At 70.7% G+C, this 26,169-nt stretch carries 17 protein-coding genes; 6 read left to right on the top strand and 11 right to left on the bottom strand.

Annotation, left to right across the window (positions count from 1 at the left end):
• Positions 1 to 19: 19 nt before the first annotated feature.
• From FM119_RS01070 to rpoB, 6 genes are all read right to left on the bottom strand, one after another.
• The gene (locus tag FM119_RS01070; RefSeq protein ID WP_245827165.1) at positions 20 to 805 is read right to left on the bottom strand and encodes a hypothetical protein; all 786 of its coding nucleotides are present in this window, start codon (positions 803 to 805) and stop codon (positions 20 to 22) included.
• Positions 802 to 2,406 carry a serine/threonine-protein kinase gene (locus FM119_RS01075; protein ID WP_087135849.1) on the bottom strand — a complete coding sequence of 535 codons (1,605 nt, stop codon included), beginning with the start codon at positions 2,404 to 2,406 and terminating at the stop codon, positions 802 to 804. The genes FM119_RS01070 and FM119_RS01075 overlap by 4 nt, the downstream gene beginning before the upstream one ends.
• Positions 2,406 to 3,833: an FHA domain-containing protein gene (locus FM119_RS01080; protein WP_179205145.1), complete on the bottom strand. Its 1,428-nt coding sequence runs from the start codon at positions 3,831 to 3,833 to the stop codon at positions 2,406 to 2,408. The genes FM119_RS01075 and FM119_RS01080 overlap by 1 nt, the downstream gene beginning before the upstream one ends.
• Before the next feature lie 657 nt (positions 3,834 to 4,490).
• Positions 4,491 to 5,150, bottom strand: coding sequence for a hypothetical protein (locus tag FM119_RS01085; RefSeq protein WP_087135851.1), 660 nt, complete (start codon positions 5,148 to 5,150; stop codon positions 4,491 to 4,493).
• Positions 5,151 to 5,243: 93 nt separating this feature from the next.
• Positions 5,244 to 9,122: a DNA-directed RNA polymerase subunit beta' gene (gene rpoC / locus FM119_RS01090; RefSeq protein WP_087135852.1), complete on the bottom strand. Its 3,879-nt coding sequence runs from the start codon at positions 9,120 to 9,122 to the stop codon at positions 5,244 to 5,246.
• Positions 9,123 to 9,169: 47 nt separating this feature from the next.
• Complete coding sequence (gene rpoB / locus FM119_RS01095; protein ID WP_087135853.1) at positions 9,170 to 12,661, bottom strand: DNA-directed RNA polymerase subunit beta; 3,492 nt, start codon at positions 12,659 to 12,661, stop codon at positions 9,170 to 9,172.
• A gap of 320 nt (positions 12,662 to 12,981) precedes the next feature.
• Here rpoB and FM119_RS01100 point away from each other — a divergent pair, with 320 nt between their 5' ends.
• Positions 12,982 to 13,839: a spermidine synthase gene (locus tag FM119_RS01100; protein WP_087135854.1), complete on the top strand. Its 858-nt coding sequence runs from the start codon at positions 12,982 to 12,984 to the stop codon at positions 13,837 to 13,839.
• Positions 13,840 to 13,922: 83 nt separating this feature from the next.
• On the opposite strand, the gene FM119_RS01105 is transcribed toward FM119_RS01100, so the two are convergent.
• Genes FM119_RS01105 through betT form a run of 3 tightly spaced genes read right to left on the bottom strand, consistent with a single transcriptional unit; the run spans position 13,923 to position 19,080 of the window.
• Positions 13,923 to 15,491, bottom strand: a complete 1,569-nt coding sequence (locus FM119_RS01105) for a GMC family oxidoreductase (protein ID WP_087135908.1) — start codon at positions 15,489 to 15,491, stop codon at positions 13,923 to 13,925.
• Positions 15,488 to 16,975, bottom strand: coding sequence for an aldehyde dehydrogenase family protein (locus FM119_RS01110; RefSeq protein WP_087135855.1), 1,488 nt, complete (start codon positions 16,973 to 16,975; stop codon positions 15,488 to 15,490). Before FM119_RS01110 ends, FM119_RS01105 begins: the two co-directional genes overlap by 4 nt.
• Entirely contained in the window at positions 16,975 to 19,080 is a 2,106-nt protein-coding gene (gene betT, locus FM119_RS01115; protein ID WP_087135856.1) for a choline BCCT transporter BetT, read from the bottom strand. Before betT ends, FM119_RS01110 begins: the two co-directional genes overlap by 1 nt.
• Before the next feature lie 402 nt (positions 19,081 to 19,482).
• On the opposite strand from betT, the gene FM119_RS13780 reads away from it, so the two are divergent.
• Complete coding sequence (locus FM119_RS13780) at positions 19,483 to 20,640, top strand: hypothetical protein (protein ID WP_179205146.1); 1,158 nt, start codon at positions 19,483 to 19,485, stop codon at positions 20,638 to 20,640.
• 38 nt (positions 20,641 to 20,678) lie between these two features.
• Complete coding sequence (locus FM119_RS01125; RefSeq protein ID WP_087135857.1) at positions 20,679 to 21,158, top strand: SprT-like domain-containing protein; 480 nt, start codon at positions 20,679 to 20,681, stop codon at positions 21,156 to 21,158.
• Between the two features lie 4 nt (positions 21,159 to 21,162).
• On the opposite strand, the gene FM119_RS01130 is transcribed toward FM119_RS01125, so the two are convergent.
• Positions 21,163 to 21,597, bottom strand: coding sequence for an EVE domain-containing protein (locus FM119_RS01130; protein WP_143822589.1), 435 nt, complete (start codon positions 21,595 to 21,597; stop codon positions 21,163 to 21,165).
• A gap of 58 nt (positions 21,598 to 21,655) precedes the next feature.
• Between FM119_RS01130 and FM119_RS01135 the strand changes: the two genes are divergently transcribed.
• Positions 21,656 to 22,165 (top strand): hypothetical protein, encoded by a 510-nt coding sequence (locus FM119_RS01135; RefSeq protein WP_087135859.1) that lies wholly within the window; start codon positions 21,656 to 21,658, stop codon positions 22,163 to 22,165.
• 9 nt (positions 22,166 to 22,174) lie between these two features.
• On the opposite strand, the gene yczE is transcribed toward FM119_RS01135, so the two are convergent.
• The gene (gene yczE, locus FM119_RS01140; RefSeq protein ID WP_087135860.1) at positions 22,175 to 22,867 is read right to left on the bottom strand and encodes a membrane protein YczE; all 693 of its coding nucleotides are present in this window, start codon (positions 22,865 to 22,867) and stop codon (positions 22,175 to 22,177) included.
• 62 nt (positions 22,868 to 22,929) lie between these two features.
• On the opposite strand from yczE, the gene yczR reads away from it, so the two are divergent.
• Together yczR and FM119_RS01150 are read left to right on the top strand one after the other, a co-directional pair.
• A complete protein-coding gene (gene yczR, locus FM119_RS01145; RefSeq protein WP_087135861.1) occupies positions 22,930 to 24,360 on the top strand; it encodes a MocR-like transcription factor YczR in 1,431 nt (476 codons plus the stop codon).
• Between the two features lie 262 nt (positions 24,361 to 24,622).
• On the top strand, positions 24,623 to 26,164 hold the full coding sequence (locus FM119_RS01150; RefSeq protein ID WP_087135862.1) for a DEAD/DEAH box helicase: 1,542 nt from the start codon (positions 24,623 to 24,625) through the stop codon (positions 26,162 to 26,164).
• Positions 26,165 to 26,169: the final 5 nt, after the last annotated feature.

Here is a 26,169-nt window from a genome sequence, read left to right on the forward strand (position 1 = left end):
ACGGTAACACGAGAAAACCTCAGCATGGCTCGCGGTCGGGCCCGTCGCCGCCTCCCCGCGTCTCAGCCGCGTCGCCGACGGCGACGCCGTCGGCCGCCGACGGCAGCAGCGCGAGGTCCTCGACGCCCACGAGCCTCGTCGACACGGCGTACTCGACCAGACGGGCCCTCCGCCCGGTCGCGATCCGGCCCGCCCCTCCCCTCAGCCCTCGCACACCGAGCCGGTCGAGCTTCTCGCACACGTTGTCGAGCTTCCGGTTGAACGCCGTCTGGGTCCATCCGAGACGCGCGGCCGCGACCGCCGACGGCGGGATCTCGCCCCGGCCAGGGCTGGGCTGCGTGAGAACGCTCTCGGCGAGGGCCACGACGAGCAACCGCTGGCTCGAGGTCAGGTGCACGGGGCCGACCGTCGTCGTCCCGACCGCCTGCGGCGCGTGCGCGTTGGCGCTGAAGTAGTCGCTACCGCCGTGGACGCTGAACTCGTACGTCGTCGACCCGGCGCTGAACAGCACGTGCAGGACGGGGAAGACGAGGGGCAGCCGGGCACCCGGCGCGAGCCAGGCCTGCACCTGCCCCGAGGCGTCGGTCACCGTCGCCGAGAGCAGCGTGCCGATGTTGCTCAGCCACCACAGTCCGCCCTCCTCCCCGATGGCGAGGAACCGCCGGTGCAGGAACGGGTTCTCGTCGATGACGAGGTCGGCCTCCCTGCCGATGTAGAAGGTCTCCCCCTCGCGCGCCTCGTACCACTCGTCGAGGAACTCGATGCGCGGCCGCGTCGCCGCACGGGTGGTCCGCGCCTGGCTCACAGGCACATGGTCAACGGTTCCGCCGACAGGCGCCCGCTTCGATTGATCTGAATCTGTAGACACAGTTCTCCTTCCGGGTTCACATCGGTCAGCGTCAGCGAGGTCTCGTCGAGGAGTCGAGGCTCCGCCAGGCCCCCGCCGTCGTCGGTCCTCCTGACCAGGTACTTGTCCCCGCTGCGAGGGTCGGGGTTGCGCCAGCTGAAGCGGACCTCGGTGCCGTCCTCGCTGGGCGTGACGTCGCCCGACTGGGCGTCGGGGACGACGACGACCACGGTCGGCGCCTGCCGGGCCTCGACCTCCGGCAGCGCGGGCGGTGCGACGGCACCCCAGATCAGGGCGACGGCGCATCCGATGATGACGACGACGACCGCCGCGGACGTCAGCACGACGCGCCGCACGGGGTGGCTTTCGGGGCGGACACCCGCAGCACCCGGCGACGCCGCCGTCGTGTTGGCCCCGCGCCCCGCGGCGCTCCCCCCACCCCTGGCCCTCCGCGTCGTCGCCCCGTCGTCACCGTCGGGGCCGGCGGCACCGGACTCGTCGCCCACGCGCGGCGGCGAGGCACGGAAGACGGTCCGCTCCGGGCCGCGAGTACGCTGCGTCACGGGCGCGCCGTCCGCGTCGGGCGCCTCGTCCGGCCGGACCTCGTGCGGAGACCTCACCCGCGTGGGAGCCGCGTCCGCGCCCACGCGGTCGTCCGCCGCTGGCACGCGGTCGAGGAGGGCCTGCGGCACGTCGATGGGCGTCGGCGCATGGTCGAGCTCCAGCTCGATCCGTTGCAGGGCACGGGCGAACTCGACGGCACCGGCGAATCGGTCCTCCGGCCGACGGGCGAGCCCCCTGCTGAGGACGGCCACGAGCGTCAGGGGGATGTCGTCCCTCCCGATCGGCTCGACCATCCCCCGCTCGATGCGGGAGATCAGGTCGACGCTGCCGTTGGGCCCTCCCAGCCGCTCGAAGGGCGTGCGCGCGGCGAGCACGGTGTACATGGTCGCGGCGAGGGAGAACACGTCGCTGCGGACATCGGGGGCACTCGAGTCGTCGAACACCTCGGCCGGGGACCAGGGGATCGACATGCCGACCGCGTCGGCACCGCGCTCGCGCTCCTCGCCGAACGCCGAGGAGATGCCGAAGTCCGTCAGTGCCGGCCAGCCGTAGTCGGTGCTGAGCACGTTGGCCGGCTTGATGTCCCTGTGCAGGATGCCGGCCGCGTGTGCGGTGGCGACCGCGGAGGACAGTCGGACCCCGGTGCGCAGCGTCTCGGCCACGCCGAGCCCGCCGCGACGGTAGCGCTGCGCGAGTGTGGGGCCCGCGACGTACTCCATGACGATGTACGGCCGCCCGTCCGGTGCCACGTCGGCCGTGTAGATGGTGACGATGTACGGGTGGGCCGAGAGCTGCGCCATGACGTTCGCCTCGGCCACGAACGCCTCTCGCCCCGACTCGGACAGCTCGTCGGCGTTCAGCACCTTGACCGCCACCTCGCGGCGGGGCAGCTCCTGCCGGTAGAGGTACACGTCGCTGAAGCCGCCCGAACCGAGCAGCCGGATGAAGCTGAGCCCGGGGATCTCCGGCGGCGTGGGAACAGACCTCCGCGACATCACTCCGCCTCGACGCGCAGCTCGACGCCGCCGCCGAGGTCGATCCTGCACGGCGAGATGATGGGCGTCGCCTCGCCCGCACGGAGGCTCAGAGGGGGCTTGCCGTCGGCGAGGACCCGCGTGCCGTTGCTCGAGTGCAGGTCGGTGACGACGACCGTGCCCCCCTCGGCCGCGATCCGGACATGGCTGCGCGAGATGTCGTCACCGCCGACGACGACGAGCTGCGCCGGCGTTCCACCGGCATCCGCCGGGATGCTCGGCGCACGGCCGAGGATGATCGCGGAGTCGACGACCCGCCGCGCGCCGCCGGGCAGGACGAGCGCATACCGCGGCCGTTCGCGGACCAGTCGCCGCCGCGCCTCGCCCCTGGCCGCTCGCAGATGGGTGGCGAGCTGGGTCCGACCGTCGTGTTCGCCGATCCGGATGCGGTCGAGGGCGGCGGGCAACGCGGGCCGCAGCGATGCACGGACGGGCGGGTCCACGACGGGCGAGCCCGCGCCGGGATCCGCCGCGCCGGGATCCGCCGGGACGGGATCCGCTGGGACGGGGTCCGCCGGGACGGGGCCGATCGCGGAGGCGCGGGAGTCCTCTGCCGTGCCCTCCGCCGCCGGGGGGCTCACCGGTGCACCCGCGTGCGCCGTCGCCACGGCCTCCGCCGCGAGGGCGTCGATGGCGGAAACACGGGCGACACCGTCCGCAGGGGTGAGCGGTTCGACGCGCGTGCGAGCGAGATCCTCATCGATCCCCTCCGAGCTGCCGCCGGGCCCGCCATCGCGCGCCGGGCCGCGGCGCCTCCCGCCGTCGTCCGCCTGTCCCGCCGCGCCGGAACGGGCTCCCTGACCTCCGCCAGGACTCCCCCCGCCCGAGCCGCCGTCGCCGTCCCGGCCGACGCCATTGGCCCCTCCGCCGTCGTCATCGGTCCCGTCGCCGTTTCGACCGGTTCCCCCGCCGTCGCCATCGGTCTCTCCACCGACGGGAACGGCGAACGCCGAGGCCCAGGCGACACCATCGCCCAACGGCAGCAGCTCACCCGCACGCTCCGCCCCCACGGCGTCCTCCGCCGACGCCGCACCACCGATCACGTGGGTCCGCGGCTCGAGGCGCCGTTCCGCCCACCCGATGAGTGGACCCGCCTCGTCGAGTTCGGGCTCCCGCGCCTCTCGCAGGATCCAGATCGGCCCCGCCCCACGATGCAGCAGTCGGGCGCCGCGTTCGTCGCGGAGAACGATGACGAAGTCGAGCAGGGTGGCGATTCCGCCCGGCGCGAGTGCGTCGATCACCGAGGCGGGGTCTGTCGCCGCCGCGATACCCGCGGCCGTCGCCGCCGCCGTGGCCGGCCCGGCGCCGCGAACCGCGACGAGCCGCTCGGCGCCGACGACAAGCAACCACTCGCCGGGCGCAGCCGGCCGATACTCGCACACGGTCATAGATCCCTCGTTCTCGCCCGCTCCGCCCCCACGGGGCGTGAGTCTGCTGCCATAGTAGCCAGAAAGATGAGCAGTCATCACCTTCCCTGTCAGTAGGCGCCACCAGGCCAACGGTCATGCCGTCGCGCGAGGGCGAGGCACACGATGACGAGCAGCACGACGACGAACAAAAGAGGACGGCGAGCACGACCACCGACTCGGCGGCTGGCAGAAAGCGCGGCGGGCCCGCCGACGGATGGCGTGCCGCCCGGACGCACGATGACGGGGAGCCGCATGGGCTCCCCGTCATCCTCCGCCGCGCCGAGCCCCCACTCGTCCGCGACGTTGGGAACCGCCCCGAGCCCACCCCCATGGACACCGGGGCGGTCGTCTATCGATCGCCAGAGTCGAACCGCGGCCGCAGCGATTCAGCCGCCGCCGGGCACAACACGTCGCGGCCCGCCGTCGAACACCGCGGCTCGCTTTGTTCCCCGGGGAACGCATCGCCGATCATCGGCAGCTCGCGCAGTCTGATGCGCGAGCGGATTCCGATGGACTCGATCGGTGCGGACACGATGACTCTCCCGAGGGCTTGTTCTTGACGATGGCCCCACGCTAACGAGCGCGTCGCGTCCTGAGAATGGGCAGCGCTACCCATTCCTGACCGGCGCGATCCGGTCAGCTGCCGAACAGCGTCGCGACGATGTCTCCCGTGTAGTTGGTCGGCCCGAAGTTGACCCAGTCCGTTGCCAGCCACACGCCGTCCCTGACCACGTGGTTCTCGCCGCCCGCGCCCTGCTCCCAGCTCTCCGAGTGGGAGCACCGCGAACCGTCCCCGTCGTCCGAGCACTCGAAGCCGAGCGCGCCCAGCCGCGCCAGCACGGCGTCCTGTGTCTCGGGGCTCACGACGGTGACGTTCGTGTTCAGGCCGTACTCCCCCGCGCCTCCCCACGCGCAGTGCAGCGTCGGGTTGTCCTGGATGAGCTGCTGGAGCTCGGGGTCATCGGTGCCGAGCGAGCCGGACACGGAGGGGTCGTTGAGCGGCAGACCCGTCGAGGTCAAGAACTCGAGCATCGCCGGGGAGTAGAGCTGAGTGCAGTCCTCGGGGATCACCACGACCGGCCGGGCCGACCCGGCGTCGGCGGGCGCGGCCCTCGAGGCGGTCGCCGTCGGAGCCGCCGTCGCCGGAGCCGCCGAGGTCTGGCCCTGCTGCGCGAGCACGGTGCCGACGACCGCACCCGCGGCGAGGGCGACGACGGCGAGCAGCGCACCGACACCGATCAGTGCGCGTCGTGAACGCCGGGTCGGCGCGGAGCCGGAGGAACGGGGTGAGCTCATACCCATACGGTACCGGGACGGCCCGCGACATGCGGGACGCGACAGGGCCCCGCACCGTCGAAACGGTGCGGGGCCCTGTCGTGGACGGACGGACTAGCTGTAGTTGCCGGTGCCGAAGTCGTCGCTGGCGAAGGTGTCGAAGTCGACGAACGAGAGGTCGTTCTCATCGAAGGCACCGTCGGACGCGAAGATGCGGTTCGGGTACCGCTCCGCCTTCGCCTCCTCCGTCGCCTCGACACTCACGTTCCGGTACTGGGACAGGCCCGTACCGGCGGGGATGAGCTTTCCGATGATGACGTTCTCCTTCAGCCCGACCAGCGGATCGCGCTTGCCCTCCATGGCGGCCTGCGTCAGCACGCGGGTCGTCTCCTGGAAGGACGCGGCCGACAGCCACGACTCGGTCGCGAGCGAGGCCTTCGTGATGCCCATGACCTCCTGGCGGGCGCTCGCGGTGCGCTTGCCGTCGGTGAGCGCCTCGCGGTTGAGCAGGTTGTACCGCGAACGGTCGACCAGCTCGCCGGGCAGAAGATCGGTGTCTCCGTGGTCGACCACGGTCACCTTGCGGAGCATCTGACGGACGATGACCTCGATGTGCTTGTCGTGGATCGGCACACCCTGCGAGCGGTAGACGCCCTGCACACCACCGACGAGGTGCTTCTGGACCGCACGGACGCCCTGCACGCGCAGGACCTCCTTCGGGTCCACGGCACCGACGTGCAGCGGCTGGCCGAGCTCGACGTGCTGCCCGTCCTCGATGAGGAGGGTCGCACGCTTGAGCACGGGGTAGACGATCGCCTCGTCGCCGTTGTCGGGGGTCAGGATGACCTTGCGGCTCTTGTCCGTGTCCTCGATCGTGACGCGGCCGGCGGCCTCGACGATCGGGGTCGCGCCCTTGGGGGTGCGCGCCTCGAACAGCTCCTGGACGCGGGGAAGACCCTGCGTGATGTCATCCGCCGACGCCGATCCACCGGTGTGGAAGGTACGCATCGTCAGCTGCGTTCCGGGCTCACCGATCGACTGGGCCGCGATGATTCCCACGGCCTCACCGATGTCGACGAGCTGACCGGTCGCGAGCGAACGGCCGTAGCAGGCGGCGCAGACGCCGACGGCGGACTCGCAGGTCAGCACGGAGCGGACCTTGATCTCCTCGACGCCCGCGGCGACGAGCTCGTCGATGAGGACGTCTCCGACGTCCGCACCGGCCTCGGCGATGACCGTTCCGTTCGCGTCGACGGCCGGGGCCGCGAGCGAGCGGGCGAACACCGAGTTCTCGACGTTCGCGTCGCGGACCAGGACACCCTGGTCGTTGACGGCGGCGATCGGCATGGCCAGGCCCTTGGTCGTGCCGCAGTCGTCTTCACGGATGATGACATCCTGGGAGACGTCGACGAGTCGACGCGTCAGGTAGCCCGAGTCCGCCGTTCGCAGAGCCGTGTCGGCGAGACCCTTGCGCGCACCGTGGGTGGCGATGAAGTACTCGGCGACGGACAGTCCCTCACGGTACGAGGAGATGATCGGACGAGGGATGATGTCACCCTTCGTGTCGTTCACCAGACCGCGGATACCGGCGATGTTCCGGATCTGCAGCCAGTTACCACGTGCACCAGAGGACACCATGCGGTTGATGGTGTTGTCCGCGGGGAAGTTCGCCCGCATCGCCTCGGCCACCTTCTCGGTCGCCTCGGTCCAGATCTTGATCAGGTCCTGACGGCGCTCGCTGTCGGTGGTGAGACCGCGCTCGAACTGCGAGGTGATGTCCGCGGCGCGGGCCTCGTAGGTCGCGAGGATCTCGCGCTTGTTCGGCGGGGTGAGGACGTCGCTCAGTGCGACGGTCACACCGCTTCGGGTCGCCCAGTAGAACCCGGCGTCCTTGATGCGGTCGAGCGTCGCCGCGACCTCGACCTTGGGGTAGCGCTCCGCGAGGTCGTTGACGATCGCGGACAGCTGGCCCTTGTCGGCCACGGACTCGACGTAGGGGTAGCCCTCCGGCAGTGCCTCGTTGAACAGCGCACGACCGAGGGTGGTCTCGACGGTGACGACACCGCCCTCGTAGCCCTCGGGCTCCGAGCCCTTGGCGAAGGTGACGTCGCTCATGCGGATCTTGACGACCGCGTTGAGGTCGAGCGTTCCCTGGTCCTTCGCCAGGATCGCCTCGGCGACCGAGCTGAAGGCGCGCCCCTCACCCGTGGCACCGGCGGTGACCGTGGTGAGGTGGTGCAGGCCGATGATCATGTCCTGGCTGGGCAGGGTGACCGGACGGCCGTCCGAGGGCTTGAGGATGTTGTTCGACGCGAGCATCAGCACGCGGGCCTCGGCCTGCGCCTCGACCGACAGCGGAAGGTGCACGGCCATCTGGTCGCCGTCGAAGTCCGCGTTGAAGGCGGTGCAGACGAGCGGGTGCAGCTGGATGGCCTTGCCCTCGACGAGCTGGGGCTCGAACGCCTGGATGCCCAGACGGTGCAGGGTGGGCGCACGGTTCAGCAGAACGGGGCGCTCACGGATGATCTCCTCCAGCACGTCCCAGACCTCGGGACGGCTGCGCTCGACCATGCGCTTGGCCGCCTTGATGTTCTGCGCGTGGCTCAGGTCGATCAGGCGCTTGATCACGAACGGCTTGAAGAGCTCCAGCGCCATCTGCTTGGGCAGACCGCACTGGTGCAGCTTGAGCTGCGGGCCGACGATGATGACCGAACGGCCGGAGTAGTCGACGCGCTTGCCGAGCAGGTTCTGGCGGAAACGACCCTGCTTTCCCTTCAGCATGTCGCTGAGGGACTTCAGGGCACGGTTGCCGGTACCGGTGACGGGGCGACCGCGGCGGCCGTTGTCGAACAGGGCGTCGACGGCCTCCTGCAGCATCCGCTTCTCGTTGTTGACGATGATCTCGGGGGCACCGAGGTCGAGCAGACGACGCAGACGGTTGTTGCGGTTGATCACACGACGGTAGAGGTCGTTGAGGTCGCTGGTGGCGAAGCGGCCACCGTCGAGCTGGACCATCGGCCGCAGCTCCGGCGGGATCACCGGGACGACGTCGAGGACCATGGCGGCGGGGCTCGCACCGGTCGTCAGGAACGACTGGACGACCTTGAGGCGCTTGATGGCGCGGATCTTCTTCTGGCCCTTGCCCTCGGCGATCTGCAGGTGCAGCGCCTCGGCCTCGGCGTTCAGGTCGAAGTCGGCCAGGCGCTTCTGGATCGCCTCGGCACCCATGTAGGCGTCGAAGTAGCTGCCGTAGCGGTCCTGCAGCTCGTGGAAGACGGTGTCCTCCGGCTTGAGGTCGCCGACCTTGAGGTTGCGGAAGTCCTCCCAGACGCGCTCGAGCTGCGTGATCTGCTCGTCGTAGCCCTTGCGGAGCTGGGTCATCTCCTTCTCGGCCGCGTCCTTGGTGCGGCGCTTCTGGTCGCTCTTGGCGCCCTCGGCCTCGAGTGCGGCGAGGTCGTCCTCGAGCTTCTTCAGCCGGTCGGCGATGCGGGAGTCACGCTGGTCGCCGAGGGTCTTGAGCTCGAGCCGCAGCTCGTTCTCCAGACCGGGCAGGTCCTCGTGACGGCCCTCCTCGTCGACGTCGATGACCATGTACGCGGCGAAGTAGATGACCTTCTCGAGGTCCTTCGGCGCCATGTCCAGCAGGTAGCCGAGACGGCTGGGGACACCCTTGAAGTACCAGATGTGGGTGACGGGGGCGGCGAGCTCGATGTGGCCCATCCGCTCGCGACGGACGGAGGACTTGGTGACCTCCACGCCGCAGCGCTCGCAGACGATGCCCTTGAACCGGACCCGCTTGTACTTGCCGCAGGCACACTCCCAGTCGCGGGACGGGCCGAAGATCTGCTCACCGAAGAGGCCGTCCTTCTCCGGCTTCAGGGTGCGGTAGTTGATGGTCTCGGGCTTCTTAACCTCGCCGTACGACCAACGACGGATGTCGTCAGCGGTGGCGAGCCCGATCCGGATCTCGTCAAACGTAGTTGCGTCGATCAATGCTTCTCCTCAGGAAGAAAGTTCTGAATTCTTAGTCGTGGCCAGGATCAGATCTCGTCGACACTCGACGATTCGAACCTGGAGGAGATGTTGATTCCGAGTTCCTCCGCCGCGCGGAAGGCCTCGTCGTCGTTGTCGCGCAGGCTGACGGTCTGGCCGTCGGCCGCGAGGACCTCGACGTTCAGGCAGAGGGACTGCATCTCCTTCATCAGAACCTTGAAGGACTCGGGGATGCCCGGCTCCTGGATGTTCTCGCCCTTGACGATCGACTCGTACGCCTTGACGCGGCCGATGATGTCGTCGGACTTGATGGTGAGCATCTCCTGCAGCGTGTAGGCGGCACCGTAGGCGTAGAGGGCCCACACCTCCATCTCGCCGAAGCGCTGTCCACCGAACTGCGCCTTACCACCGAGCGGCTGCTGGGTGATCATCGAGTACGGACCGGTCGACCGCGCGTGGATCTTGTCGTCGACCAGGTGGTGCAGCTTCAGGATGTACATGTAGCCCACGGAGATCGGCGCGGGGAACGGCTCGCCGGAGCGGCCGTCGAACAGCGCGGTCTTGCCGCTGGCACCGATCAGTCGGTCGCCGTCGCGCGTCGGGGTCGTCGAGTCGAGCAGACCGGCGATCTCGTCCTCGCGGGCACCGTCGAACACCGGGGTCGCGACCTTGGTGTTGGGGGCGACGTCGCGAGCGTGCTCGGGGATGTCGACCGCCCACTCCGGGTTGCCCTCGATCTTCCAGCCCTGCTTGGCGATCCAGCCGAGGTGCAGCTCCAGAACCTGTCCGAAGTTCATGCGGCCGGGGATGCCGAGCGGGTTGAGGATGATGTCGACCGGCGTGCCGTCGGCGAGGAACGGCATGTCCTCGACCGGCAGGATGCGCGAGATGACGCCCTTGTTGCCGTGACGGCCGGCGAGCTTGTCGCCCTCGGTGATCTTGCGCTTCTGGGCGATGTAGACCACGACGCGACGGTTCACGCCGGAGCCGAGCTCGTCGTCGCCGTCCTCGGAGTTGAACTCCTTGACCGCGATGACGGTGCCCTGCTCGCCGTGGGGGACCTTCAGCGAGGTGTCGCGGACCTCGCGGCTCTTCTCGTTGAAGATCGCGCGGAGCAGGCGCTCCTCGGCGCTGAGCTCGGTCTCGCCCTTCGGCGTGACCTTGCCGACGAGGACGTCGCCGGGGCGGACCTCGGCGCCGATGCGGATGATGCCGCGCTCGTCCAGGTCCTTCAGCAGGTCGGGGCTGACGTTGGGGAGATCGCGGGTGATCTCCTCCTTGCCGAGCTTGGTGTCGCGGGCGTCGACCTCGTACTCCTCGATGTGGATCGAGGAGAGGGTGTCGTCCTTCACCAGGTTCTGGCTGAGGATCATGGCGTCCTCGTAGTTGTAGCCCTCCCAGGTCATGAACGCCACGAGGAGGTTCTTGCCGAGCGCGAGCTCGCCGTTCTCCGTCGCGGGGCCGTCGGCGATGACCTCGCCGGCCTCGATGCGCTCGCCCTCGTTGACGATGACGCGGCTGTTGTAGGAGTTGCCCTGGTTGGAGCGCTCGAACTTGCGCAGGTAGTAGTAGTCGAGACCGCCCTCGTCCGTCTGGACGGTGACGACGTCGGCGGAGACCTCCTCGACGACGCCCGACCGGGTCGCCGTGACCACGTCACCCGCGTCGAGGGCCGCGTAGCCCTCCATGCCGGTGCCGACAAGCGGCGAGTCGCTGCGGAGCAGCGGCACGGCCTGACGCTGCATGTTCGCGCCCATAAGCGCGCGGTTCGCGTCGTCGTGCTCGAGGAACGGGATGAGCGAGGTCGCCACCGACACCATCTGGCGCGGCGAGACGTCCATGTAGCCGATCTCCTCGGCGGGGACGAGGTCGACCTCGCCGTCCTCCTTGCGGGCGAGGACGCGCTCCTCGGCGAAGTGGCTGTCCGCGGTGAGCGGGGCGTTCGCCTGGGCGACGATGAAGTCTTCCTCCTCCATCGCGGTGAGGTAGTCGATCGTGTCGGTGACCTTGCCGTCGACGACGCGACGGTACGGGGTCTCGATGAAACCGAAGGCGTTGATGCGGGCGAAGGTCGCGAGCGAGCCGATGAGGCCGATGTTCGGGCCTTCAGGGGTCTCGATCGGGCACATGCGGCCGTAGTGGGACGGGTGCACGTCGCGCACCTCGACGCCCGCGCGCTCACGGCTCAGACCACCGGGGCCGAGGGCCGAGAGGCGACGCTTGTGCGTCAGGCCCGACAGCGGGTTGTTCTGGTCCATGAACTGCGACAGCTGGCTCGTCCCGAAGAACTCCTTGATCGCGGCGACGACGGGTCGCACGTTGATCAGGGTCTGCGGCGTGATCGCCTCGATGTCCTGCGTGGTCATGCGCTCGCGGACGACGCGCTCCATGCGCGACAGACCGGTGCGGACCTGGTTCTGGATGAGCTCGCCGACCGCGCGGATGCGGCGGTTGCCGAAGTTGTCGATGTCGTCGACGTCGAGGCGGATCTTCGCCGGCTCGCCGTTGCGGACGCCGCTGAAGCTCGTCTCGCCGGCGTGGAGGCGGACCAGGTACTTGATCGTCGCGACGACGTCCTCGACGGTCAGCACCGAGTCGGTCAGCGCGGCGTCGAGGCCGAGCTTCTTGTTGATCTTGTAGCGGCCGACCTTCGCCAGGTCGTAGCGCTTGGGGTTGAAGTAGAAGTTGTCCAGCAGCGCGCGGGCGGCCTCGGCGGCGACCTGCTCGCCCGGACGGAGCTTGCGGTAGATGTCGCGGAGCGCGTCTTCCTTGGTGAGGACGGTGTCCTTCTCCAGGGTCAGCTCGATCGACTCGTAGCCCTTGAACTCGGCGAGGATGTCCTCGGTGGTCAGGCCGAGGGCCTTGAGGAACACCGTGACGGACTGCTTGCGCTTGCGGTCGATGCGGACACCGACCTGGTCGCGCTTGTCGATCTCGAACTCGAGCCAGGCACCGCGGCTGGGGATGACGCGCGCCGAGTAGATGTCCTTGTCGCTGGTCTTCTCCGGCGTGCGGTCGAAGTACACACCGGGGCTGCGGACCAGCTGGGACACGACGACACGCTCGGTGCCGTTGATGATGAAGGTGCCCTTCTCGGTCATCAGCGGGAAGTCGCCCATGAAGACCGTCTGGGTCTTGATCTCACCGGTGAGGTGGTTCATGAACTCCGCCTCGACGTACAGCGGGGCGGCGTAGGTCTTGCCGCGCTCCTTGCACTCGTCGATGGAGTACTTCTCCGGCTCCAGGAAGGGGCTCGTGAACGACAGCTGCATCGTCTCGCCGAGGTCCTCGATCGGCGAGATCTCCTCGAAGATCTCGTCGAGGCCGCTCTGGGTGGCCATGTCGTCACGGCCCTGGGCCGTGCCCTCCTCGACGCGCGCCTTCCACGCGTCGTTGCCGACCAGCCAGTCGAAGGACTCGGTCTGCAGTGCGAGCAGGTCCGGGACCGTCAGCGTGTCGGTGATCTTCGCGAACGACAGTCGGGATGCCCCGCGGCCGTTCTTGGGTGAGTTGGTGGATGCGTTGCGCGCAGCAGCCAAGGAAATAACCTCCGTGGGGCCCCGTCGGGCCTCGATACTATGAGTAATGGAGAACTCACCAGACCCCGCAGTGACCTGCGGGCCCCGCGATGCCGGGGAACACGGGAACCACAACGCTCGGCGCGACAAACATCGCCTGTTGTTCTGGTCCCTCGCTCACCGGGCCGACCGCAATATGAAGGCATGGGGGATGTCTAGGAGCGCAAACATCAACTATATGCGCGGCGAGTCGCGATGTCCACCCCTTCCTTGACCTGCCCCGCGATGTCCGGTATATGTCGCGCGGATCAGTCGGCGCCCGACGCGGGTAGAGTGCTCGCGTGACACAGAATCCCCAGGTCCGGCTGTCCGTCAGCGGCCTCATCGCCAGCGTCGAGCCCGACCGCTTCGTCGACGGGGGGATGCAGCTCGTCGTCGACGGCACCCCCCAGTCGCACGTGAACACCGCCGAGCCGCGCGAGCTGTTCTTCGAGTACATCCAGCGCATGGGCCACGTCATCGACGAGATCGGCCGCGAGGGCGAGCCGATCACCGCGGTGCACCTGGGCGCGGGCGCGCTCACCCTCCCCCGCTACATCGAGGCGACCAGGCCGGGCAGCAGGCAGCAGGTGGTCGAGCTCGAGCGCGAGCTCGTCGACCTGGTGAGGGAGACGATCCCGTGGGACCGGCGCGCGAACATCCGCGTGAGGTACGGCGACGCCCGCGAGGTGCTCGACCGGCTGCCCGCGGGCCTGCACGGCAGTGCCGACCTCGTCGTCGTCGACATCTTCTCCGGGGCGCGCACCCCCGCGCACGTGACCAGCACCGAGTTCTACGCGCTCGCGGCGCGGCTGCTCGCCCCCGAGGGCATCATCGTCGTCAACGTGGCCGACGGGGCCGGCCTCCGCTTCGCCAGGGGCCAGGCCGCGACGCTGCGGGGCGTCGTGTCCGAGGTCGCCGCCCTCGCCGAGACGCAGGTGCTGAAGGGCAGGCGCTTCGGCAACGTCGTGCTCATCGGCTCGAACGCCCCCCTTCCGCTCGACTACATCCCGCGGCTCCTCGCGAGCGGGCCGCACCCGGCCAAGGCCGTGTCCGGCGAGGAGATGGACGACTTCATCGGCAGAGCCCTCCCCGTCAGTGACGAGACGGCGATCCCCTCCCCTCCGCCGGGGCGGAACGTGTTCCAGGTCCGCGGCTAGCACCGCCGGGCGCCCGCGATCCCGACGAGACGACGACGCCCCGCCCGGTCGACCGGGCGGGGCGTCGTCACGGCGGCGCGGGCTCAGCGTCCGGAGACGAGCTCCGCGCAGCGCTCACCGATCATCATCGTGGTGATGTTCGGGTTGACGGTGGTCAGCTCGGGCATGACCGAGGCGTCGGCGACGCGCAGGCCCGACACGCCCTTCACGCGCAGCTCGGGGTCGAGCGGAGAGCCCTCGTCGTCGACCGCGCCCATCCGCACCGTCCCTGCCGGGTGGTACACCGTGTTGTGCGTGCGCGTGATGTAGTCGGCGATCTGCTCGTCCGTCTGCACCTCGGCGCCGGGGAACAGCTCCTCGCCCGCCCACTCCGCCATGGCCGGCTCGGCGACGATCTCCCTCGCCTTGCGGATCCCGAAGATCATGACGCGCATGTCGTGCGGGTCGGTGAAGTAGTTCGGGTCGACCCGCGGCTTGTCCCTCCAATCGCGGCTGCGCAGCCGGACGGTGCCGCGGGAGCGCGCGTGCGTGACGTTCGGGGTCAGGCAGAAGGCGTTGTCCGAGGTCGGGTATCCCTGCCTGATCGTGTGCATGTCGAAGGGGACCGAGCCGTAGTGGAACATGAGGTCAGGCCGGTCGAGGCCCTCCTCCGTCGTGGTGAAGATGCCCGCCTCCCACCACTGGGTGGAGGTCTGGACCATCGGCTTCTTCGCCTCCCACTGGATGACGCCCTCGGGGTGGTCCTGCAGGTTGGCGCCGACGCCGGGGCTGTCGACGAGGACGTCGACCCCGACCTCAGCCAGGTGCTCCGCCGGTCCGATGCCCGAGAGCATCAGCAGCTTCGGCGAGCCGATCGCGCCCGCGGACAGGATCACCTCGCGCCTGGCGTCGATGCGGCCACCCGCACCGAAGCTGGAGCCGGCCGTCGCCACCCCCGTCGCCCTGCGATCGTCGTCGAAGAGGATGCGGGTGACCTGCTGGCCCGTGACGACGTGCAGGTTCGGCCGCTGCCGGATCGGGTGGATGTAGGAGACGGAGGACGAGGCGCGCGTGCCGTCGGCCTGCCGGTTGATCTGGAAGAAGCTCGCGCCGTTGACGACGGTCTCGCCGGTGTTGAAGTGCACGCGGGGGATGCCCGCCTGCTCGCACGCCTCGAGCAGCGCCACGCCGCAGGGGTCCTTCGCCGGGACGTTCATCAGGTGGACCGGCCCGGAGTCACCGTGGTGCGGGGCGTCGGGGCCGGCGTCCTCGTTCGTCTCGAGCTTCTTGTACAGCCGGTAGGCCATGTCCGAGTTCCAGCCGGTCGCGCCGAAGCGCTGCTCCCACTCGTCGATGTCCTCCCGCGGCGCCCAGAAGGCAATGCAGGAGTTGTGGCTGGAACAGCCGCCCATCACCTTCGCCCTGGCGTGGCGCATGAAGGAGTTGCCGTGCGCCTGCGGCTCGATCGGGTAGTCCCAGTCGTAGCCGGACTCCAGCAGGTCCATCCACCGGTCCAGCTTGAGGATCGCGTCGTCGCCGACGTCGTCGGGCCCCGCCTCGATGAGCGCGACCGTGACCTCGGGGTCCTCGCTCAGCCGCGCCGCCACCGCCGCGCCGGCCGATCCCGCTCCGACGACGACGTAGTCGTACTCCTGCACGTTCTTCTCGCTCATGCCCGCGCCTCCCCGCGCTCCGCGAACCACCCGGTGACCTGGGGGTCCGTGTTCTGGTAGATGTGCTTGGTCTCCTGGTACTCCGCCAGACCCGTCGGCCCGAGCTCCCGCCCGACGCCCGACCGACCGAAGCCGCCCCACTCCGCCTGCGGCAGGTAGGGGTGGTAGTCGTTGATCCAGATGGTGCCGTGCCGCAGCGCCCTGGCGACGCGCTGGGCGCGCCCGGCGTCCTGGGTCCACACGGCCCCGGCCAGGCCGTAGCGGGTGTCGTTGGCGATGCGGATCGCGTCGGCCTCGTCGGTGAAGGTCTCGACCGTGACGACGGGGCCGAAGCCCTCGTCGACGACGACGGACATGCCCTGCGTGACGCGGTCGAGCACGGTCGGCAGGTAGTAGAACCCCGACTCCAGCTCGCCCTCGCCCCAGGCGCCGCCGCAGCGGAGCCGGGCGCCCTCGTCGATGCCGGCCTGGACGTAGGCGGTGACCTTGTCCCTGTGCGCCGCGGAGATGAGCGGGCCCGTCTCGGCGTCCTCGTCGTACGGCCCGCCGAGCCGGATCTGCTCCGCGCGCCTGACCAGCTCGTCGACGAAGCGCTCGGCGATGTCCTCCTGGACGATGAGCCGCGCACCGGCGGAGCACACCTGCCCCGAGTGGACGAAGGCGGCGTTGAGCGCGTTGTCGACCGCGGCGTCGAACTCGGCGTCGGCGAACACGACGTTCGGGTTCTTGCCGCCCAGCTCGAGCGCGACCTTCTTCACGGTCGCGGCCGCGGAGGCGGCGATCCGCGTTCCGGTCGCCAGTCCTCCGGTGAACGAGACGATGTCGACGTCGGGGTGCTCGGACAGTGGCGCTCCGGCGACCGCGCCGGCACCGAGCACGAGGTTGGCGACGCCGCCGGGCAGCCCGAGCTCGGTCAGCAGCCTGACCGTCAGGATCGCCGTGCTCGGCGTCAGCTCGCTCGGCTTGAGCACGAAGGAGCACCCGGCCGCCAGAGCGGGGGCGATCTTCCACGCCGCCTGGAGCAGCGGGTAGTTCCACGGCGTGATGAGGCCGGCGACGCCGACGGGCTCCGTCTCGATGCGGCTGAGGACGCTCGCGTCGCCCGCGTCCACGATGCGACCCGCCTGCTCCGCGGCGAGCTTGCCGAAGTAGGCGAAGCAGTCGGCGATGTCCGACATGTCGATACGGGACTCGACGATGCGCTTGCCGGTGTCCTCCGACTCCGCGACGGCGAACTCCTCCGAGCGCTCCCGCAGAGCGGCGGCGAAGGCGAGCAGCAGGTCGCCCCTCGCGGCCGCGGGGGTGGTGCGCCAGTCGCCACGGTCGAAGGACGCGCGGGCGGCGGCGATCGCCCTGACGGTGTCCTCCGCCGTCGCCTCCGACACGGTCGCGACGTGGTGGCCGTCGGCCGGGCAGTGGATCTCGCGGGTGCCGCCGTCAGAGGCGGGCACCCACTGGCCGTCGATGAACAGGGTTGACGTCATTATTTCTCCTCGTCGTTGGCGAAGTCGGCTTCCCAGTCGGCGTGCGCCGGCGGGTCCTCGACGATCACGGACTGGCCCGGCGCCTTGCGGTTCAGGTGCAGGAAGGTGAGGTGGCGCTCGTACTGGTCGAGCACGTCGGCGATGAGCTGCTCCTTGGTGAAGCCGGCCACGTCGTAGCCGTGGGAGCCCTCGACCGAGAACACCTCGAGCGTGAAGTAGTCGTCGGCCACGTCGGAGTCGCGCATCGTGTACGACGGCGCCGGGTAGCTGACCGGGTAGACCTGGTACTGGAAGTCCCGCTCCGGCGCCAGGTGGACGGTGAGCTCGACCTGCGGGATGCCGCACGACTCCACCGGCGAGCTTCTCAGCTCCGCGTCGGCGCCCCGCTCGGCGAGCTCCTGCGCCACCTCGCGCAGCGCCGGCTCGACGACGGTGGTCACGTAGCGCGCGGTCTGCTTCTGCCCGGGGAAGCTCATCATCCGGGCCAGGCGCTGACGCCACGAGCGGCCGCGCTCGGCCCCCGCGCCGCCGCGTCCGCCCATCATCAGGGGGATGCTCGCGGTGAAGCTCTCGGCGCGCGTGCGCTCCAGGCGCAGCGCCTTGAACACGCCGAGCATGATGAACACGAGAAGCACCGACAACGGCAGCCCCATGACGATGGTGGCGTTCTGCAGGGTCGTGATGCCGCCGACGGAGAGCATCGCGAGCGTCAGCACACCGGTCGCGACCGCCCAGAAGATGCGCAGCCACTTGGCGCCGTCGTGGTCGTGCGGGCCGGGACGCGAGGTGAACTTGGCCATGACCAGCGCCCCCGAGTCGGCCGACGTCACGTAGAACAGCAGGCCGGTGAAGGTGGCGATCGCCGCGCTCACCGGGGCGAGCGGGTACTGGTCGAGCATCGAGTAGAACGCCCGCTCCGGCAGGTTCATGGCCGTCTCGCCGAAGGCGGCGTTCCCGCCCATGACGATGTCGAGCGCGCCGTTTCCGAAGATCGAGATCCACAGCAGGATGAAGGCGAACGGCACGACCATGACGCCGACGACGAACTGCCTGATGGTGCGGCCGCGCGAGATGCGCGCGAGGAACAGCCCGACGAACGGCGCCCAGGCCACCCACCACGCCCAGAAGAACAGCGTCCACGCGTTCATCCAGTCGTCGGGCCGGTCATAGGCCATGGTGTCCAGCGTCAGAGCGGGGAACCGCGAGACGAAGTCGCCGACGTTCTGCACGATCCCGTCGAAGAGGAAGTTCGTCGGGCCGGTGACCAGGACGAACAGCATCAGGGCGATCGCGAGGATCACGTTCAGCTCCGACAGCCGCCGGATGCCCTTCTTCACGCCGGAGACGACGGAGATCGTGGCCATCGCGACGGCCGCCACGATGAGCCCGATCTGCACGGGGAGCCCCTCGGCCCAGCCGAACATGTAGGTGAAGCCGTAGTTCAGCTGCACCACGCCGATGCCGAGCGAGGTGGCGATGCCGAAGACGGTGCCGAGCATGGCGGCGATGTCGACGACGTCGCCCAGCTTGCCGTTGATGCGCTTGCCGAAGATCGGGTAGAGCGCCGAGCGGATCGACAGCGGCAGATTGTGGCGGTAGGCGAAGTAGCCCAGCGCCAGGCCCATGAGCGCGTACAGCGCCCAGCCGGTGATGCCGTAGTGGAACAGCGTCCACACCAGCGCCTGTCTGGCTGCCTCGACCGTCCCCCCGTCGCCCTGCGGCGGCGCGAGGTACTGCGAGATCGGCTCGGACACCGAGAAGAACATCAGGTCGATGCCGATGCCCGCGGCGAACAGCATCGACGCCCAGGTGAACATGCTGAACTCGGGCTTGGAGTGGTCGGGGCCGAGCTTGGTCGCGCCGATCTTGGTCACCGAGACGTAGAGGACGAAGACCACGACGGCCGTGACGATGAGGAAGTAATACCATCCGAGGTTGGTCGACACCCAGCCGACGACGGCCCCGATCACCCCCTCGGCGTTCTCCGTGTCGACGGATGCCCAGATGGAGATGGCGACGATGAAGATCGCCGTCCCGAAGAAGACGGTCGGGTTGATGTCCTTCAGCCAGGAGCGGCGTTCGGACGCGGGTGGTGCAGCAGACATGGCACTCCTTGCGAATCGGGTCTCAAGAGTCGTGCGTTCGCGGGGCTGCTCGGTCTGGCCCCGAACGGGTCAACGCTAGCAGCACCGCGTTGCCCGGTCCGTCTGCCGAATCGCCGCGGGTGCTCGGCGACGCCGGTCACGGGCGGGTTACGCTCGCTCTGTCCGTCCCGTACGCCGTTCGCACCCCTGGGGGCCATCCTGAGCATTCTCCTCGGCTATGACGCCGTCACCCTGAGAGAGACCGTCGACGAGCGGCTCGCGCGCGAACGCCTCGACGATCTGGGCGCGCAGCGCAGCCTCGCGGCGATCTGCGAGAAGACCTGGCTGCTGAAGGTCCTCGACCGTCTCGACGACGCGATCGAGCTGGCCAATCAGGCGGTCAGGCTGGCCCGTTTCACCGGCGTGAGGCGCGATCAGCTGCAGCCCCGCATCCTCCGAGCCTCGGTCATGCAGGCCAGGGGCGAGCACCCGACGGCAGCGCACGAGCTCACCCTCTGCGCCGACGATGCGCGGACGAACCGCTGGCGGCAGCTCGAGGCCGTCGCACTCCAGCACCGCGGCAGGGGCAGCTTCGAGGTGAGGGAGTACCCCGCGGCGGTCGACGACTTCCTCGCCGCGCTGAGGCTGCGCGAGGATGCGGGCGTCGACGAGGAGCAGATCGAGGCGAGCCGCTTCGCCCTGGAGGTGGCGCGGTCCTTCGCCACGACCGGCGGACCCATCACGCTGATGCGCCGCCCGTCCGGGCCGTCGCTCGCGCTCGCCGACGACGCGGCGGCGAACGCGGACATCGCAGTCGACGCGGTGCAGGCCCGATCGGAGCGGCAGGACGACGGCGCCGGCGAGCGCCCGCCCGCCCGGACCAGGGCCGAAGCGGCCGCGCGGCGGGCGGAGGACGGCGACCCGGCGACCGGCTCGGTCCCGCTGATCGCCCTCGATGAGGTCGACTCCGAGCGGCACCCCGCACCCGAGCCGATCTTCGCGCGCTTCCGACGCCGCTCAGCGCCGCCCCCGGCTGAGGCCGATACCGTTGCCGAGCGCCAGGACGACGACCGGGTCTCGGAGCCCTCCGGTCCCGCCGCCGACGCCGGCCTGCCTGCCGCCACTGGCACCCCGGCGGCAGACGGCCATCTCGCGGACGCCGCCCCCACCGCACAGCCGACCCCCGACGGCGAGGGCCCCGCCACGGCCTCCCCCTCCGTCGGGAGCCCGGCAGCCCGCACCGCTCACAGGGACGACGAGAAGGGCGACGCGAGGGAGGGGAGGGACGACCCGCGCGACCCGAGCAGCATCAGCGGCGCCGAGGCATCAGCGACCCTGTGGGCCTCGGCCGCGCGAACCGCGGGAGCCCCCGTCACCCCTGCCGGAGCCCCCGAGCGGCCGGCAGCGGAGGAGGCATCCTCGCCCCCGCAGGACGGCGACATCGCCCCGCGCCCGGTCACCGCAAGCCAGGTGTCTCAGACCCTGCACGCCGACAACGGCGTCCCGCGCGGGCGCAAGCAGCGCAGGGACCTGCTGTGGGGCAGGTTCAACGCCGCGAGCACCCGCCGCGACGACGACTGACCGAGTCGGGGTCCACCGCAGCGGGTATCCTGGACCCCATGGCTGAACTCGCCCGTGTGCGTGTCTGGGCTGACGCGCTCATCCGACTCCACCTCGATCACACGCTGTGGACATTCGACTTCGACAACGCCAAACGCCGCGCAGGGCTGTGCAACTACACCGAGCACCGCATCTCCGTCTCGCGGTACCTGGCCGCCCGGTACGAGGACGACGACATCCACCAGATCCTGCTGCACGAGGTGGCGCACGCGCTCGCAGGGTCCGAGGCCGGTCACGGCCGCCAGTGGCAGCGCATCGCCGCGGACATCGGCTACGTCGGTTCGCGGCTGCACCACGGCGAGACCGCGGACGAGCTCGCTCCCTGGGTGGGGACCTGCCCGAACGGACACACCGTCTACCGGCACCGGAAGCCGGTGCGGCGGTCCTCCTGCGCCCAGTGCTCGCGCCGCTTCACCCCCGAACACGAGATCGCGTGGGTCCGCAGGGAGATCCCCCGGCAGGAGCGGCTGGTCGGCTGACCCGTCAGCGGTAGCGGCGTTCGTCCGGCGGGTCGGGGCGCATCTGGCGCCAGAGCACCTCGAAATCCCCCCTGCTCATCTCGACGAGGCCCTCGCGCAGGCGGCGGCCCCACGCGTACATGTCCTCCGCGCCGTCGAGCGAGCGGGCGACGGGTCGCAGTCCGACCGGCACGGCGGCGTGATCCCAGTCGATGCGGCGTTGCCAGGCGTTCGCCGACCGTAGCGGCACCGCGTCGGCGAACCGACCGATCGCCGTGAACTCCTGGATCCGCTCCGGATCGCCCGCGCGTGCCCTCGCCGAGTAGCAGACGACGCCGTCCGACTCCCCCGCCGCGGCCATCACGTCGCGGAACTCCAGCGGCAGGGCGAGCACGCCGCGCGCGACGGAGGTCAGCACCCTGTCGCGGGGGAGGGCGCAAAGCCAGTACCGAATCGCCACACTGACTGTTTACCGCACAGCCGTGCCGCCCGTTCCCCGACGCACCAGGATGGTCGGTATGCGCGTCCTCCTGAAAACCGTGCTCGACGTCCACCCCGACCAGGCCTGGCGGGCGCTGCGCTCCCCCGCCGTGTTCGGCGAGCTGTACGGCCCCCTGCTGCGGATGCGCCCGCATACGGCGCTGCCGACCGTGTGGGCGGATGGGTCGCGGGCCACGGTGTCGATGTCGGCGTTCGGGATCGTTCCGCTCGGACGCCAGCGGATCGACATCCGCCTGCAGTCGGACAGGCCCGACGGCGTCCGGATCGTCGCCGACGTCGGCGGCCCGGAGACGGGGCCCCTGTCCGCACTGAGCGGGTGGAGGCACCGCATGGCGGTCGCCCCCGCACCGGGGGACGCCGAGCGGACGCTCTACCGGGACGAGCTGCGGATCGGCGGGCCGCTGGCGCCGCTCCTCTGGCCGGCGCTCTGGCTGGGCTGGCAGCTGAGGGCGAGCCGGCTGCGCTCGCTCGCCTCCGGGTGGGACGAGGACTCCGGCCCCGACGGCGTGGACACCGCGGAGGCGTGAGCCGTCGGATCAGACGGTCCCGGTGCCCGTCCCGAGCGGCTCGACTGCGGCGGGTGCGCTCCGCGGCAGCACGACGACCCGGCGCGCGAAGAGCTGCACCACGGGCCCGATGGCGATGGCGTACAGGACGGTGCCGACGCCGACCGTCCCGCCGAGGAGCCAGCCGGTCACGAGCACGGTGAGCTCGAGCACCGTCCGGATCAGTCGCGTGCTCAGGCCGGTGCGGCGGGCGAGCCCGACCCACAGGCCGTCGCGCGGCCCCGTGCCCAGGCGCGCGCCGATGTAGAGGGCCCCGGCGAGTCCGTTGCCGACGATCCCTCCCACCAGCAGGGCGATCTGGGCGACCAGCCCGTTCGGCTCGGGGATGAGGGCCAGCCCGGCGTCGGCGGCGAGCCCGATGACGACGACGTTGGCGATGGTGCCGACCCCCGGCGACTGCCGCAGCGGGATCCAGGCGAGCAGGACGAGGACGCCCGTCGCGATGACCACCTGGCCGAAGCTCAGCGGCAGCCGGATGGCGAGCCCCTCGTGGAGGACGTCCCAGGGATCAAGGCCAAGCCCGGAGCGGATGAGCATCGCCATGGTCACCCCGTAGAGGACGAGGCCGACGAGGAGTTGCGTCAGCCGGCGCGGCAGGCGCCCCTCACGGAGCTGGCCGAGCGGGCCGGGGAGGGGTGGCTCAGGGGTGCGCTGCGAACTCATGCCCCCATCCTGGGACAGCATTGGACTGCTTTTGAATAGCCAATCGACCTAAGGTGGACTGCATGACCGTCACCGTCGCCCCCACCCGGCTCGCCGACATGATCGGCGACACCCCCTGGGCATCACCCGTCTACGCCGACCTGGCCGCACGCGTTCGACGGCTCATCGTCGACGGCCGGCTCAGCCACGGCGACCGCCTGCCGGGCGAGCGCGCCCTCGCCGAACGCCTGGGGCTGAGCAGGACCACGGTGACGACCGCCTACGAGCGCCTCCGCGAGACCGGGCTGCTGACCTCGCTCCGCGGCTCGGGGAGCACCGTCAACCTGCCGTTCGGCCACGCCGTCGGCAGCGCTCTGGTGGAGGCGCCGGACGGGATGATCTCGATGACGCACGCCGCCCCTCCCGCCCCCGCGGGCCTCGGCGCGGCGTACGAGCGCGCGCTGTCCGCGATGCCGAGCGTGCTGACGACGGCGGGCTACCTCCCCGACGGCCTGCCCGCGCTCACTGAGCGGCTGGCTGCCCGGCTGACCGCCCAGGGGCTGCCGACCGACCCCGACCAGGTCCTGGTGACCTCCGGCGCGCAGAGCGCCCTCGCGGTCGCCGCCCGCTGGGCGCTCGGCCGAGGCGACCGGGTCCTCGTCGAGGCGTTCGTCTACCCGCATCTGCTCGACGTGCTCCGCGGCGCGGGCGCCCGCGTCTCCGCGATCCCCCACGGCGACAGCCCCTGGGACGCCGACGCCGTCGAGGCCCGGCTGGCCGGAGCGGAGCACCGCGCGGCGTTCCTCACCCCCGACTTCCACAACCCGACGGGCGAGCTGCTCGACGCCCCCGGCCGCGAGCGGCTCGCCGAGCTGCTGCGCCGCCACGCGGTCCAGCCGGTCATCGACGAGACCCTCCGCGACGTCGTCCTCGACGACGGGCCGGTTCCACCGTCGTACGCGCGCTACGACGAGCGCACCGTGCTCGTCGGCTCGGCGGCGAAGTCCGTCTGGGGCGGACTTCGCGTCGGCTGGATCCGGGCCCCGAGAGGCGTCAGGTCGGAGCTCGTGCACGCCAGGATGGCCCACGACCTCGGCGCGGCCCCGTTCGAGCAGCTCGTCCTCGCCGAGGTCATCGACGCCGGCGACGAGGTGTTCGCGGCCAGCCGGAGCGTGCTCGGGCGCAACAGGGACGCCCTGCGCCTGGCACTGGACGAGCTGATGCCCGCGCTCGAGGTCCCGCGCCCGCGCGGCGGCCTCAACCTGTGGTCGCGACTGCCGTCGCCCGACTCGACCCGGTTCTGCGCCGCCGCGGCCGCACACGGGGTGGGACTCGTCCCCGGGCCGCGTTTCGCGGCCGCAGGTGGTCAGCGCAGCGAACGGTACGTCCGGCTCCCCTACGGTCAGTCGCCCGAGGTCCTGCGCGATGCGGTAAGCCGCCTCGCCGCGGCGTGGGACGACCTCGCGGCTTCGGGCGCCGGCCGGGCCGACCGGACGGCGGAGCTCCTGGTCTGATCCGGCATCCGCCGCCACATCGGGGCGACGGTGCGCTAGACTCGGCCGAGACAGGGGTTCGCCCCTGCGCGTCGTAGAACGCATCACACCGGTCACGCACCGGCCCACCCGACAGCCCGGGGCTCCCCCGGCAGGTTCACCCCACTCGGGCGATGACTTTTCATACGGCGAACGGATGCGTCACCCGACGCCTTCGCCATCCTCCCGCACTCACCCGCGCACCGCGCGGTCGCTGCTCGTGCGGTCCTGCCAGAAAGGCACCATGACAACCGCAACCTTCTCCTCCCTCGGCGTCCCCGCCCCCATCGAGCGCGTGCTCGTGGCAGCGGGCAAGACCGAGCCGTTCCCCATCCAGGCCGACACCCTCCCCGACACCCTCGCCGGACGCGACGTCCTCGGCCGCGGAAAGACGGGCTCGGGCAAGACCCTGGCCTTCTCCATCCCGCTGGCCGCGCGCCTGGGCACGGAGCTCGCCGGCGGCGCCCGCCGCCCCGGGCGCCCCGTCGGTCTCATCCTCGCCCCGACCCGCGAGCTGGCCACCCAGATCGACGCGGTCCTCGCGCCGCTGGCCGCGGCCTACGACCTGACCACGACGACGATCTTCGGCGGCGTCAGCCAGAACCGCCAGGTCGAGGCGCTGCGCCGCGGCGTCGACATCGTCGTGGCGTGCCCCGGCCGCCTCGAGGACCTCATGAAGCAGGGCCACGTGCGCCTGGACGCGGTCGAGATGACCGTGCTCGATGAGGCCGACCACATGGCCGACCTCGGCTTCCTCCCCGTCGTCACGCGGATCCTGTCGGCCACGCCGGAGAACGGGCAGCGCCTGCTGTTCTCCGCCACGCTGGACAACGGTGTGGACAAGCTCGTCAAGCGCTTCCTCCACAACGAGGTGCTCCACTCGGTCGACGAGGCCAACTCCCCCGTCGCCGCGATGACCCACCACGTGTTCGAGACGCCGAGCGTCGAGGCCAAGAAGGACCTCGTCACCGCGCTGGCCCGCGGCACCGGCCGCCGGATCCTGTTCATGAGGACCAAGCACCACGCGAAGAAGCTCGCCAAGCAGTTGACCGCTCAGGGCATCCCCGCGGTCGACCTGCACGGCAACCTGTCGCAGGCGGCGCGCGACCGCAACCTCGCCGCGTTCGGCGACGGCTCGGTCAAGGTCCTCGTCGCCACCGACGTCGCCGCGCGCGGCGTGCACGTCGACGACGTCGAGCTGGTCATCCACGTCGACCCGCCCATGGAGCACAAGGCGTACCTGCACCGCTCCGGCCGCACGGCGCGCGCGGGAAGCGACGGCGACGTCGTCACCCTGTGCCTGCCGACGCAGCGGGACGACCTGAACAAGCTGCTGCGCAAGGCCAAGATCACCGTCACCCCCGTGGCCGTGACCGCCGACTCGCCCGCCGTGGCCGAGCTCGTCGGCGAGGTCGCCGCGTACGTCAAGCCCGCGCCCATCGAGCACGCCCAGCAGCAGAGGCAGAGCGCCGCCGGGTCCCAGGGGCGCAACGCCCAGCGCAAGCGCCAGGCGCGCGGCGAGGCCGGCGACGGGCAGCGCCAGTCCTCCGGCGGACGTCGGGGCGGCCGGAGCGCCCAGGGCGGCTCGGGCGCAACCACGCAGTCGTCCGGCGGCGGGCGCGGCAGGGGCGGCTCCGGCCGTTCCGACGTCGCCCCCTCCTCGCGACGCGGCGGTGCGCAGGGCGGCCGGTCCACCTCGGGGGGATCCGCCGTCAGGCACAGCACCAGCTCGGCGGCCCCCGCCGGCGGCGAGCGCCGTCACCGCAGGGCGTCGAGCGCGCGCTGACCGTC

This window comes from Mycetocola reblochoni REB411 (assembly GCF_900163835.1).
Classification (GTDB): domain Bacteria; phylum Actinomycetota; class Actinomycetes; order Actinomycetales; family Microbacteriaceae; genus Mycetocola_B; species Mycetocola_B reblochoni.

Bases quoted from the DNA above. Each gene is read 5' to 3' on its own strand.
- FM119_RS01075 (WP_087135849.1), bottom strand. From the start codon at position 2,406: ATGTCGCGGAGGTCTGTTCCCACGCCGCCGGAGATCCCCGGGCTCAGC.
- yczE (WP_087135860.1), bottom strand. From the start codon at position 22,867: ATGAGTTCGCAGCGCACCCCTGAGCCACCCCTCCCCGGCCCGCTCGGC.
- FM119_RS01085 (WP_087135851.1), bottom strand. From the start codon at position 5,150: ATGAGCTCACCCCGTTCCTCCGGCTCCGCGCCGACCCGGCGTTCACGA.
- FM119_RS01105 (WP_087135908.1), bottom strand. From the start codon at position 15,491: ATGAGCGAGAAGAACGTGCAGGAGTACGACTACGTCGTCGTCGGAGCG.
- FM119_RS01150 (WP_087135862.1), top strand. From the start codon at position 24,623: ATGACAACCGCAACCTTCTCCTCCCTCGGCGTCCCCGCCCCCATCGAG.
- FM119_RS01125 (WP_087135857.1), top strand. From the start codon at position 20,679: ATGGCTGAACTCGCCCGTGTGCGTGTCTGGGCTGACGCGCTCATCCGA.
- FM119_RS01080 (WP_179205145.1), bottom strand. From the start codon at position 3,833: ATGACCGTGTGCGAGTATCGGCCGGCTGCGCCCGGCGAGTGGTTGCTT.
- yczR (WP_087135861.1), top strand. From the start codon at position 22,930: ATGACCGTCACCGTCGCCCCCACCCGGCTCGCCGACATGATCGGCGAC.
- FM119_RS01110 (WP_087135855.1), bottom strand. From the start codon at position 16,975: ATGACGTCAACCCTGTTCATCGACGGCCAGTGGGTGCCCGCCTCTGAC.
- FM119_RS01135 (WP_087135859.1), top strand. From the start codon at position 21,656: ATGCGCGTCCTCCTGAAAACCGTGCTCGACGTCCACCCCGACCAGGCC.
- betT (WP_087135856.1), bottom strand. From the start codon at position 19,080: ATGTCTGCTGCACCACCCGCGTCCGAACGCCGCTCCTGGCTGAAGGAC.